This window comes from Pseudoalteromonas sp. Cn5-37 (genome assembly GCF_021532495.1).
Taxonomy (GTDB): domain Bacteria; phylum Pseudomonadota; class Gammaproteobacteria; order Enterobacterales; family Alteromonadaceae; genus Pseudoalteromonas; species Pseudoalteromonas simplex.
This window is the reverse complement of the sequence record NZ_JAKGBA010000045.1, coordinates 1-13,359: the sequence shown is the minus strand read 5'-3', so window position 1 is coordinate 13,359 and position 13,359 is coordinate 1. Positions and strand designations below refer to the sequence as shown.

Below are 13,359 nucleotides of genomic sequence, written 5' to 3'. Positions count from 1 at the left end.
CCGTGAGTACATTCGTTATACCAATGACGCGTTGCTTTTTCGTCAAACCAGAAGCGAATATTACCGCGGTTAACGAGGGCTTGATTATAGTGAGACCAGTTTGTGATTTTGCTCATTGTTGTTGCACAGGCTAGTAGGATATAGATGATCTGATCACAGGCTGGCAAGATAGTTCAAACTTTTAGGAAACAACGCCATGTGCCATCATAAGATGGGCTTATTCTTGTAGATCCATTTGCTGAATGACTTGCATATTAGTATTAGTTGCTGAAAGTAAATATAGGAATATTTCTTATCGAAATTGATGCAGCTATATGCATTGTTCCGCTAGATAAAACCGTATTTCTATACAAAGACCGTGATTATTTTTATTTAAAAATAAGCATTTACCATTTAACAATGTTACTCTCTCAATTATACCTGTAACACCAAAGCCACTTTTAGGATGTGTATGTTCTTGCTCATGTAGCCCCATACCGTTGTCACAAATAATTATCTCAAGTTCATTTTCTTGGTAAGTAATATCGATTGAAAACTCAGTGGCTAGAGAGTGCTTAACTGCATTTGTGGATGCTTCTTGGCATATGCGGAAGATGGCGATTTTAAAATCATCATTTAAGCTATCTATCGGTCCACTTATTTTGCATTGATAAGCGATTCCAGCTTCATTTAGGTGCTCAGAGAATAACTCGCTTTTTAATGCAGCTTCTAAACCTAATTCGTCTAATAGACGAGGTCTCAGCCAGTGCATTAACCTGTATACCGAGTCATACATATGGCTTGAAACGTTTTGAAGTCTTGTAATTGTCGATGCTAACTCGTTATGGTTGGCTGTTTTCTTTTCTAATATTGCAATATTTGTTTTTAAAGCTGTCAGGTTTTGACCTATATCATCATGTAATTCTTGTGAAAGCTGGCTTCGCTCAGATTCTTGAACATTAACAACTTTAGTAGCTAAGTTTTGAGTTAACGTACTAAGTTCAATTAATTCTTTATTTTGCTCTAATAATGCGGATTTAGACTCATTTAATTCAGTAACAAATGCACTGAGCAAAAGAGCCAGAACGCTGTAACTTATTATGTAAAGTTGCGTAGTCAGGAGTAACTCAGTTTCATTCACACCATAGACATTAATGAGTAAGGATATAACAGTTACACTTGCATAGCTCAGAGCCCCTAAGGCCCCGTATCGATAGCTAAACCATATCAACGGAAATATAGCGAGCATTCGCAAGAGATAGAGTGATTTAGGTTCAAACAGGTAAACCCCGATGAAAACAGTGAGGCAAAAACACAGCTGCACTAAGAGAGTGCTAACCTCTTTAGTTATGAGTTTATTTAATTGCTGGTAAATTGTTTTAGCATGAAACGCGAAAAGCAACATGATAAGTGTCGTTATGATACCGCCAAGCTGATGAGCTAACATCATTTCAAAGCGATTTTCATCAGCAATAAGCCGGTACTTATTTTGGCTATCACTCGGTAAGATAATGAGCATTGATCGTATAAAGCGATATGAAATTGCAATAAATAATACTGTAACAGCACTTTTAACAGTTTGAATATCTAATCGAACTTTGAATAGCTTAGCGAGTATCAGTGGAGTAAGTATCATATATTCACGGGTTGCAGCTCGTAGTAATCTATATGCTAAATCATTCATTGGCACGTTATAGTAGTACCAGACATAACTGATCTGCCCTAATGTAAAGCCTACTGTCAGTGCAGGCCAATATCGTAGAGGAAAAAACAGATAACAAACTACTCTGAAGCCAACCGGAAAGTACCAACTAACAAAGTCCTCGTACACAACATAGTTAAAGGAAAATAAATAAAGACTATTTTCGATAACTGGCGCAATTAAAACTATTAAGCACGAAAACAATACAAACTTTACTATGTCACTGCGCTGGGGGCTCTTCAACTTGAGAGCTAGCGGAACAAAGTAATTTTTGTTGAAGACTCTATCCATGAGTAAGCATAACCTTTTTATAATATATAAACTTGCGTCGTATCAAACTGTTGTTTGGCGCTAGGGTTACACAAAGTATAACGTTGTGTAACTTGAATTTCAGCTTTATTTCCAATGAGTTGTAATAAATGCCCTTTAGCAATATCTGACATATTACGCTTATGTTTTACAATCACTTCACGACCTAAAGCTCCTTGCAAGCGTGGTTTAGGGAAAGCTGTTTTGGTTACCGGCTTGATATGCTCGCACTGAGTAAAATAATCTAAACATTGCTGTTTTGCATTATTGATGGTCTCATCGTTACTTTTAATTATGTCTACATTTTTGATGAAATGAACAAACGCGGCATTTCGTGAAGTGAAGTTAGCCGTAACATTAGCTAAGGCTTTTGATTCTGGCCATTTACGCATGACTACATATTTATTTTTACCTGTTTTGACTAGGTTAGTAGACCCTTTTGTCATCTTACTTGTCCATTCAATACGATAATTTGACTCACCAATGTAATGTAGTAATACAGTGATGTTTTGAAAGTGGCTTGTTTCCCCTGCTATTTTTTTCATGGCTATTTCCTTGTCATTTTGGGTAAGCTTACAAGGAGATAAACAATAAAATTATTTCCACTTTTCTTAGTCTTATAAGAATTTTTCTTACCTTAGTGCGCTACTCCCGCGTTATAATCGGATTAATCAGTACATGGAGTTGTTATGAAATTTGCGCTTATTGACGATCACCAAATGGTAAGGGAAGGTTTTAAGGCTCTCATCGAAGAAGAAGAGCCTGATTGGCAAGTTAGCTTTGAAGCAAGTAGTTACAGTGAGTGTCTACAAAACTTAGGTGATATTGATATAGATTGCTTCGTCATCGATATTTCGCTGCCAGATAGAAATGGGTTAGAAGTTTCTCAACTAATTGGCAAAAAGCTTCCAAGTGCTAAGCGTATAATTTTGAGTATGTATGAGGAAAAGTCTTATATTCAAAGAGCGTTAGACATAGGTGTTGATGCTTATCTATCGAAACGAGATGCAGCTGAAGAGTTAATAACAGCAATACATTCTGTCTTTAAAAATCAACTATTTTTAAGCCCTTCAATTAACACGCATTTCTTAAAACCTCAAAAAACTGACAGTGTATTAAACAAACTGACACCAAGAGAATTAGAGGTTTTTAAGCTACTTGCACAGGGCTTTAATGCGAAACAAGTTTCACAAGTGATTGATATAATGCCTAAAACGGCTCATGTTCATCGTGCCAGCATTATGAGCAAACTGAACTTAACTTCGCAAATTCAAATTACTAAACTGGCTCTTGAACAAGGAGTAATTCTTATTGATGACATAGGGTAGTTTCAAACGTCATTAAATGTCAAAAACCATACTGGTTTTAACTAGTTAGTCATATATACCGAGCTTAAACTTACTTCAAAGGTATAGCTCAATGACTACATTAACCCCTACAGAATGTTACTTAAGTAACCTTGCTCCTTCAGGCCGTAGATCTGTCAAATCAGTGCTTAATGCTGCGATTAAAATTTTATCTGCTGATGCTGCTTTAGAAAAATATCAAATACATGCTCTCGGCTACGACCAGCTTTCTTTTTTAAGGCAAGTGTTAGTCGAACAAGATAAATCAGCTCGTACTATTCATCTAACATTTCAAGCAATCAGAGCTGTGACTAAAACAGCATTGCTAATGGGACAAGTTGATCAGCATGCCCTCGATAAATTTAGTGCTTTAAAGCTTCCTCACATTGAGCCAAGCGTTAAGGGTAAAGCACTGTCGATGTCAGAGCTAAAACATTGTCTGACTAAACAAAATTGCTCTGCTCATGAGGTTCGAAATATCGCATTAATAGCGACAATGTCGGGAGCTGGGTTGAGACGTTCTGAAATACATAGATTGAGACTATCAGACATTTCATTGCAAGATGCTCAACTAGTAATTCAAAAAGGTAAAGGCAATAGAACCAGAACTCAATATTTACCTCTATGGGTTGTAAGCCACCTTTCTGATTGGGTTTCATTACGAGGCAATAAACCTGGCTTTTTATTTTGTAAACAGATTAACAGCCAGCCCTTAATTCAAAAGCCGCTCTCAGTTGCCAGTATCTACGATATTGTTACAACCAGAGCAATCCAGACATTAGGTAAAAAAATAACACCCCATGATCTCAGAAGAACTTATATAACATCTCTATTAGATAATGGAGTTGATATTTCTACTGTGAGTAAGCTTGCTGGTCACAAGAGCATAACGACTACGCAGATCTACGATAAGCGTGGCATTGAAAGCCTTAAAAAAGCTGTTAATACATTAAGCCATGATGTGTGAGGGGTTTAATATGAAAATTGATACAAAAAGCCTCACTTGTCGTTATGTACTTAAACTTATTGAACACGGCTTCTTTGATGAAGAGGTATTCGATATGTTTTCACCAAGAGAAATCCAGCAAATATCTTATACGACGAAGAAAAATGCACCCTTAGATATAGATGAACTATATGATTTACTGAGCGATCTTTCTTGCATCGAAAATTACCCAAGATTTGGCTTAAATTGTAGCTATTTCTTAAGGAGTATTGGTTTAAATAAAAAGATTAAGCGTCTGTTTGAGCTGACAATCATGAGTTCAATTAAGCCGAGATTCTTTGAGTTTATTGAAGATTTCATAGTTAAGTCTTCATACAATTACCATGAAGTGTTGGCAACTCTATGTGATTTAGAAGAAGCCGATTTTCATGAGTGTATTGATGAATTAAACTCTCTTGGCTTAGGAAATAGCGATGACTTAGATTATGAGTTACCAGCAATCCCATTAGGCTTAGCTAGTTACCTTCTGACAAGTGATAACTATGATTCAAAAAAAGCAATTAGCTTATTTTTAAATTCAATGGAGCCAGCTAGCTATAGGCTATCTAACTTTGAACATATAGAAACCGAGCACTTAAAAAAGTTATTAAGTGGATGGAAAGCTTCTAATGGAACACCAGTGAATATTCTTTTGCATGGAGCAGTAGGCACCGGTAAAACAGAGTTGGCCAAAGCACTTTGTGAAAGCTTAAACCTTGTGCTTATGGGGGTAAGCTCCAGTTGCAGCACTAATGATAAAGCTAGACCAAAGTTTCTTGCTAATAAATCCAGCCCATCAACCCGTATTCAAAACCTTCTTATTGGCAGAAAGCTTATGGGTAATCGCAGAGATGGTGTTTTACTCGTTGATGAATGTGAAGACTTATTTGAAGTCGATATTATGGGGTTTACTGAGTCTAAAGAGTTACTCAACTCATTAATAGATAACAGTAATTCAGCAACAATATGGATTACAAACCACATTGAGACGCTCCCTCTTAGCTGCATAAGACGCTTCGACTATGTTTTAGAAGTGCCAGCAATGTCAGCAGATAAACGTACCAAGCACGTTTCTGAATCCTTTAGTCCTTTGAGTGTATCAAAAGACTTTTTAGCTAGAGCAATTTCAAATAAGCATTTGAGTCTTGCAAATATAAGCAAAGCTGCTCATGGTGCTAAATTATGTAATTACTCAAAAAATAAAGCAGAAGAGTTTATAAGCGCTTATTTTGATGGTGTGCTATCTGCATCAGGAATCGATACAAACGAGCTACGTTATAAGCCTGAGCTTAAATTTGAGCATGCCAATATAAACCTTAAGGGGTCATTTTCAACAATGAACGATATTGTAAATGCTATAGAAAGCTATCATGGCGCAAGAACTTTACTTTTTGGCCCTGCAGGGACTGGCAAAACTGCGTTCGTAAATCATGTCTGTGAAGAAGCTGGGTTTGATCTAATTAGTGTTCAAGCCTCAGATATCTTGAGTAAGTGGGTTGGTGAAAGCGAGCAAAATATTAAAGAGTTATTTGTAAAAGCGACCGAGCAAGAAGCAGCCATTTTTATAGATGAAGCTGATAGCTTGTTTGCAAGTCGAGAGAGCGCTAAAAGCAACTGGGAAATTCAATCAGTTAACCAACTTTTATGTAATCTTGAGATGTTTGAATTTCCATTTTTTGCTGCCACTAACTTCAAAGGTAAGTTAGATAAAGCTTTGCTAAGGCGCTGTGATTTCAAGCTTGAACTGGATTACTTAACCGAGCAGCAAGTGAAGCAAATGCTTTTAAAACTAACAGGTGAAAAGTCACTCCCGCCTAGTAGCACAAAAATGCTTACAGAGTTAAATCGTTTAACACCTGGTGACTTTAGTGTGATCGCCAGAAAAATGCGTTTTAGCAATAAATTACTCTCAATAACTGGTGTATTAGAATGCCTCAATGAGGAACAAAAGATGAAAGGCACTGTGTCTAGAAGGATTGGATTTTAAATAAATACAGTACTGTACTGTTGTAATAGCTTTAGTATTGTTTTTTCAATTTAATATTAAAGGTTTACGGTTGTTGGTGCTATGTGTCAAAGTTGTTTTAAAATAGAAATTTCTAGTTTTTGAGTCTAGAAAGATAGTATGTAAAAACAGATTATTGAATGAGTTAATATCAAGGATTATTAAAAATGAGTTATACAACTACTGAGAAAGCTAGCATATGGTTTAAAGAAAATGAAAGTCACATAAAACCGTCTCAAACTATTTTACACCATTTTTTAAAGTACTATTCCGGTAAGTCAGTAAGTTGGAGAAGAGACTCGCCTGTAAAAGTTGTATTGGGTACTAACATGAAGGAAGGAAGGATTTCAATAACGCCACAAACAAGTCCCAATATAAGAGTTAGATTTGCTCCTTTAGAAGCGGCTGAGCAGATTGTTCAGTTTGTAGAGGAATTAAAGAGTAGTTACGGTAGTGTTTTGACATTTAATTTAGATGACAAAATTCTAGACGTTACTAGCGACTTTCAGGATGCGTCTCTTAAGCAATTGACATGCGTTACAGATCTTATTTTAGATAAATTTAACTTTATTGATTTTACTAAACCTAATAGTTATGACTCTCCTTCTAATACAGACGAGGAAGCGCTACGTATTCAAGAAAAGGCCTCATCTTTCAAAAATATTATGTTGAATGAAGCCGCGATGGAAAGGCGGTTTGTTAACTGGCTAAAGAAAGAGCATGATATTGATGCTAAAAGCCAAGATAGAGATGGTCTTTTTCGAAGAGATGTTACATACAATCATAATGGTTTCGACATCATAGCTGAACTAAAATACACAAGCTCTGTGAGAGAAAACATTGAACAAGCAATTGGTCAACTTCTTCGCTATAAATTGCATCCATTAGCAAAGAAGGATGCTGATAAATTACTGATAGTTTCAGGTGGTAATGTTCCGACTAATGACGATATTGTCTGGTTTTCTAAGTTGAAAGCGGTCATAGACTTGAAAATTGAAATACTCTGTGAAGATCCTACAACAATTGGTGTTTTTAAATGTCCAAATGAGTTAATAAAATAAGCTCTGAATTAATATAGGTTTTTTTTAGCTGTTTTTTCTGGGCTCCTTGTTTGAAGGGGCTCGTCTGGAAATAGTTACCTTTCCTCTTTTTAGTTTGTTTTTGACTACAGTAGTCGGCTTATTACTTTCTTTTATTTTATTAATTAACATATTAAATATTTCATCGTGACTTTTTGATATTTCATCATCTTCATTAAAATCTATAAGTTCAATTAATTCATTATATTTTTCTCTATCAATTGTTATTGTTATTCTTTTTCTATTGAATTTTAACTTTCTAATTCTTGAAAGAAAGTCGTTCCAAACTTTATCTTCAATTTTGTTAGTGTATTTTTTGCAGTTTTCCATTGTTTTTATTAGTGTTGATGTTTCTTTTTCTAGCTCTTCTTTTATTTCTTTGAATTCGTCTGAATATTCCTTTGTCTTTATTATTTCATCTATTAGGTTGTTTATTTTTTTCTTTTTCTTTTTGTTTTGATTTGATTTTTGCTCACTGAAGTTTATTATTTTAAGCTTTAATTCTTCAGGTATTTCTTTGTTTATTATCTCATCGCATGCCAAATACCACTCCCAGATTTCTATTTTTCTTCTGCTCAAAGTTAACCCCTATTCTTTATTATAATTGATTGTTCCGGAACGGTTCTTCTGTTTATTCGTTCCGGAATGGTGGTTTGTACACTTTAGTTCCGGAACGGTCTTCTGTCAAATAATGTTTGAAATGAACTTTCGCAATGAATTTCAGCTTACTAATTTGAAACTGTAAACAAAGGGTCCAAGAAATTAAATAGGACTGTTGGAATGAAAAAATCAATAAATTCAGAGTGTAATAACATCAGCATAGATGGACATGATCAATTGCAGGCTCACTCTTTAGCTTTAAAACTAGTACATAAGGCAGTTAAAGATGATGTTGTCGTTTGTATTAAATCTTTGCAAGAATTAGAAATAGAAGAACTTCAACTCGACTCTTTTATTTCTAAATATGGCTATTCATATTCAAAGTTAGATCTTTTGGTTATGGGGGTTGATAGCTATAAGTTACTTAAAAATGAAAATTCATTTAAAAGTTCAAAAGTATTACTGGTTGCAAAAAATAGTTTTAATGAATTAAGTAATGAAAAATGCAGGTTGAAAGAAAGTGATGGTCACTTAGATAAATTTTCTTTAACTTTAAATGTTGGGCGGGAGATTCGTAAAAAATTTACCAAAAGGGTGACTTCAAAAGGATTATTGGAAAGAGTAGGTAAAAATAATGTTAGATGTCGTTATTATAGAAAGAGGCTTGTAAATAAAGGGCAAAGTTTTAAAATTCAGTATTCACCATTTAACAAAAAAAATAACTGTTTTAAATTTACTTGGAATCCAAGTGTCACAAGTGATAGCTTTGTTAATTCTATATTTTATGAATTAAAGCAGGTTGTTGGTTCTTGTTATTCTGAGATTGTTGGTGACTCTTTAATATCACGGGTTGATTTTGCTGTGGATAAAAGAGGGTGGAAAATTGCAGATTTAATTATTAATGTTAGTGGCTCTTCTAAATTTACTAGTTACTTTGATTGTTTTGGTAATCCAGAAACTAAAATTGTAGGGGGAAGTGATTTTAGATTCCAAGCCTATAATAAGTCATTAGAGCAATCAATTATTACTAGTGATCCTATGACAAGGTTTGAAGTTCAATTTAAGAGACCAACACTAGATGAAGAAAGAATTCATTTAAAAAATTTATGTACAACTGTTGATAAAATCAACAAGCTAAAAATTTATGATTTTTGTAAGAACTCTTATATAAAAGCATATGAAGTCAATACTCTAAAAGAGTTTGGTGTAGTAGGGCTAAGAGCAACATTAGAAAACGATTCTGATAAAAGAAGGCTTGCCAGAAATCTAGCTAAAATTGAAATGCAAGATTTTTGGGATAAGTTAGTTGCTAATGCACTGAAAGAGTTAAAGGAGCTTAAAAAGCTTCTAATGAAGCCTAGTGCCTAACTGGAATTGTGCCAAAAGGTGTGCCAAAGTGGCACTTAATGTAAAAGTAGTTCTTCTTAACGTATTGTTTTATTTTGTAATTGTGTTTTCAGCCTTGAAACTTACTGGCTGACTCACCAAATTAAAGAAAGCCCACAGTGAAAACTGTGGGCTTTTTGCTTTTTGGGCGGAGAAAAACCACTCCGCGCTTATAAAGCTGTGACTTACTGGTTAGCTTATTAAATATGCATTCATATATATCAAATATGTTTGTTTAGAAGTTTTATAATTTATAGTGGCTTAATTAAAACATATTAATTTCAGAGAATTATTTAGTTAAAGCTGGGGGAGGTTATCGACACAGGTGTATGTTTTGTATATATAATTTATACTTAGAGCTAGCATTTAAATAAAAGAGAAGGCTTAAGACCTTGATTTTTCTATTTGTGCCCACATAAAAGCTTGGTATTAAGTTTGTGTTAAGGGAATGATGTGATGATACTACCACAAGAATTAGTGGATAAGTTAAAGCAAGATAAAATAGTGGTTTTTTTAGGAGCAGGAGTTTCGCTAAATGCTACTAGTTTGAGTGGTGAAAAGCTTTTTCCATCATGGAGCGGCTTATTACATAATATAGCTGAACTAGCTGTTGAGCAAGGTGAAGAAAAAAAAGGCAATGCGCTCAAATATGCGATAGGTGCCTTTGAAACTTCAATGCTTCTTCAGATGGTCAAGGATATCAAAAGTAATATATCAGGAGAAGTTTGGAGGCGCTTCCTCAGAACATCCTTTTCTGTAAATAAAAACAAAATTAGTGAAGAATCAATTTCACACCTTAAATCAATTTCTAACATAAATACTCCGCTTTTTATTTCAACCAATTACGATGGTCTCTTTGAAACATTTTCTTCATATGACGTTAAAACATGGACCCAAAAAAATACAGCTGAAGTTACAGACCTTATCAATGGTGAGCTCGAAACAAGTGCAATATGGCATATCCATGGCCATGTTGATGAAGTTGACTCATTAATTCTTTGTTCTAATGATTATAATCGCTTATACCTTTCTAAAAAGTCAGAGGGTGATTTTAATAAATCAAAGCATCTCTTAAAGCGAATATCAGAACAATACTCTTTTCTCTTTATTGGTTTCAGCTTAGATGACAAATTCGTAATAGATACAATCAAAGAAGCATCAGAAAATAACGAGGGGCAAATACCGTCATATTATATTGTTTGTAGAGATAGCGAAGCAAATAAGAAAAAAGAGATTTTGAAAAATATTAAGCCATTAATTGTTGATAATTATGGTGAGAGTTTCCTTAATTTACTAAATGCTTTGACTGATGTAAAACCTGATTTTGAGCCATCTAAAAGAAAGCAATTGTTGCCTATTATAAAAAATAACCTACCAGAGGAAGAGTATTTAGATACAGGCTTTATTGGTATAGAAAGAGAGGTTCAGTGCGCCGAAATAAAAGATAAAATTATCACTTCAAGAGATTTTATTTTTACAATCCAGGGGGAAGGAGGCGTTGGTAAATCAGCAATGGCGAGATACATTGCTAATTTATTGATTTCTGATAATGATCTAATATTCAATAATATATGCTGGGTATCGGCAAAAACTGAGCAATTAACAGTTGATGGTGCTCAATCTATACAAGGTGCTATATCCACATTTTCTGATATGAGAAATGAAATTGGAGCATTTTATAATAAAGCTAATATTGCAGATAACAATGAGTTGATTGAAGTTGTTAAAGATAAGAGTTTGATAGTATTGGATAATTTGGAAACAATAAGTGAGCCTGGACTTGATGATTTTTTAAACCGCATACCTAAAAGTTGTAAAGTACTTATAACATCCAGAAGGTCTGTGGACAAAGGACTCAAGTATGACCCATGCGAGCTATCCAAAGAGGACGCTAAGTCTATTGGCGATAAATACCTAAAGTATTTAACAACTGGTAGTAAAGGTGAATTACTATCTATTGATACAGGGCAGTTAGTTAGCAAGCTACATAAAAACCCATTAGCTATTAAATGGTTTGTATTAGGGGTATACAATGGTGTCGAACCAAGTAAGTTGTATAGATTACATAGTACTGAGGTGCTCGGTTATTGTATAAGTAATATCTACAATGCACTGTCTAATGTAGGAAAGAAAATACTAGATGTATTAAGGTTTAACGGAGAACTTTTTTCATATTCTAAGCTTTGCTACTTCACTAATGAACCATATTCTAACATAGAGGATTACATCTTAGATGAGCTTTATAAACAAAGCTTGATTAACAGAGAGTCAGATGTAAATAAATATAAAATAAGAATAAAAACTAGAGTGCAAAGTTATCTAAATGAGATTCTTCCACTTGATGAGAGTTTTGTACAAGATATTTCTAAAAAAGAAAATATTTTAAAAGGACGGTTAGATAACTTTTTGTCAGATGAGATAAATAAACCTTATGATTTCAAATCACTGACAGGGGTAAGTGACTCTAATATTGTGGCTGCTGTAATATTGAAAGATGTTCTCAATAGTATGGCTAAAACATCAATTGAAAGTTTGTTAAAAAAAGTTGATGAAGCTAAGAATAATTCACCGGATTATTATGAAGTCTTTAGAGTTCACGCGGAAGTTCGCTTATTGCAAGAGCAAGGCTATACCGCCAAAACTCTATACAAGACTGGTTACTCAAGAGGGGGAGATAAAGCGGCTCCATATTTATATCATTACGCTAAGTTCTTGATGGGAAAAGGTAATGGGGCAAATAGCGAGTTTTTGCCTTTATTAGAAAAAGCTTTCACTCTTGACTCTAAGTCACAAGACATATGTTTTGAGATGTGTCGAGCAATACTTTTTAAAGGGGAGTTTGGAAATTCTAGACTGGAGATAGAGAAGGTTTTAAACTCAGATATTGAGATAGACTTTAATACATTAACTAGAATTTGTGATTTATTACTACAAACATATAAAAGAGAATTAGAGAATGCTGAGCCAAGTAAATTTATTAGGTTATGTAAAGACCTATTAAAGAGTTACTTTCTATTTCCTAGAAGTATAAGAATAAAGCTGAAATTTAAAAGAGTTAAAACTTATTTTAATGAGGTATTATTGAGGGTATCAATATTGAAAAGCTCATTCCAAAGTCAAAAAGAGGCTGAGGAATTGAATTACATTGAAAGTGCTTTAAATGCTATAATATCGCCGCATCAAGATGGTAGTAAATTATTCTTTCTAGAAGGTTTTAGCCGCGATGGTGAATTGATTTTGAAGGGAGTTAATAAAGTTACCATTTCAATTACACCTAATTCTTGGTGTGATACATTCCCTAGTAGTTTACTATTGATTGGTGATCCTATTGTAAGGCTTTCAAATAATCAATTTAAAAGGTTTAACATATTAGGTAATTGTACAGAAATAGCACATAATACTTACCCTGCAACCATAGCTTACTCTGAGCAGGAGAAAGATTTTATACTTGCTTTTCTTTTAAATGGGACCATGATCAAATTACGCTCTGACTACGAATCAAAAACCTTATCTCCCGGTGAGCCGATAATTATTACTGAAATTAAATCTAATATTGTTACTAATTTTGAACGTAATAAACATAGAACATTAAAGAAAGTAATAAATATAGAGTCGCAATCGAAACTAGATCAGAAAGACCGAGATGAATCATTCTTAGATAGTGCCCGTTATGAGGGAGTTATTTATTTTGTAAATTACGAAAAGGGTATTGCTTTCATAAAGTCAGGAAATAAAAATTACTTTTTACATGTTACTAAATTACTGAAATATAATTTTTCTAATTTAAGTAAAGGTGATTTTGTTGAGTTTAATATTATCAAAGCAAAAAGAAGCAATGAGCGGCCTTGTTGATCAAATGCAGCTCTCTAATAAACTCACTTAACTTACTGATATTTAGGCAGACCAAGGGTGTTGATCTTATTTAGCGCCTTCACTTTGATCATCGCTTCAACCAGTTGGCGATTGTA

General features: G+C 34.0%; 9 protein-coding genes. 6 read left to right on the top strand and 3 right to left on the bottom strand.

From position 1 onward, the window contains the following. Positions 1–310: 310 nt before the first annotated feature. Positions 311–1,972, bottom strand: coding sequence for a histidine kinase (locus L1266_RS20985; protein ID WP_235378296.1), 1,662 nt, complete (start codon positions 1,970–1,972; stop codon positions 311–313). Positions 1,973–1,989: 17 nt separating this feature from the next. Continuing rightward, positions 1,990–2,535 (bottom strand): hypothetical protein, encoded by a 546-nt coding sequence (locus L1266_RS20980; RefSeq protein WP_235378295.1) that lies wholly within the window; start codon positions 2,533–2,535, stop codon positions 1,990–1,992. A 144-nt stretch (positions 2,536–2,679) separates the two neighbouring features. Between L1266_RS20980 and L1266_RS20975 the strand changes: the two genes are divergently transcribed. The 4 genes from L1266_RS20975 (at position 2,680) to L1266_RS20960 (ending at position 7,387) form a co-directional block, all read left to right on the top strand. Continuing rightward, the gene (locus L1266_RS20975) at positions 2,680–3,318 is read left to right on the top strand and encodes a response regulator transcription factor (RefSeq protein ID WP_235378294.1); all 639 of its coding nucleotides are present in this window, start codon (positions 2,680–2,682) and stop codon (positions 3,316–3,318) included. A 91-nt stretch (positions 3,319–3,409) separates the two neighbouring features. After that, positions 3,410–4,303 (top strand): tyrosine-type recombinase/integrase, encoded by an 894-nt coding sequence (locus L1266_RS20970; protein ID WP_235378293.1) that lies wholly within the window; start codon positions 3,410–3,412, stop codon positions 4,301–4,303. Positions 4,304–4,313: 10 nt separating this feature from the next. Continuing rightward, complete coding sequence (locus tag L1266_RS20965) at positions 4,314–6,308, top strand: AAA family ATPase (RefSeq protein ID WP_235378292.1); 1,995 nt, start codon at positions 4,314–4,316, stop codon at positions 6,306–6,308. A 185-nt stretch (positions 6,309–6,493) separates the two neighbouring features. Next, complete coding sequence (locus L1266_RS20960) at positions 6,494–7,387, top strand: hypothetical protein (RefSeq protein WP_235378291.1); 894 nt, start codon at positions 6,494–6,496, stop codon at positions 7,385–7,387. Positions 7,388–7,411: 24 nt separating this feature from the next. Here L1266_RS20960 and L1266_RS20955 read toward each other — a convergent pair whose 3' ends face one another. Continuing rightward, on the bottom strand, positions 7,412–7,984 hold the full coding sequence (locus L1266_RS20955) for a hypothetical protein (protein WP_235378290.1): 573 nt from the start codon (positions 7,982–7,984) through the stop codon (positions 7,412–7,414). A 201-nt stretch (positions 7,985–8,185) separates the two neighbouring features. Between L1266_RS20955 and L1266_RS20950 the strand changes: the two genes are divergently transcribed. Both L1266_RS20950 and L1266_RS20945 read left to right on the top strand, forming a co-directional pair. Next, entirely contained in the window at positions 8,186–9,373 is a 1,188-nt protein-coding gene (locus L1266_RS20950; protein ID WP_235378289.1) for a hypothetical protein, read from the top strand. A gap of 474 nt (positions 9,374–9,847) precedes the next feature. Beyond that, the gene (locus tag L1266_RS20945) at positions 9,848–13,243 is read left to right on the top strand and encodes an SIR2 family protein (RefSeq protein ID WP_235378297.1); all 3,396 of its coding nucleotides are present in this window, start codon (positions 9,848–9,850) and stop codon (positions 13,241–13,243) included. Positions 13,244–13,359 lie beyond the last annotated feature (116 nt).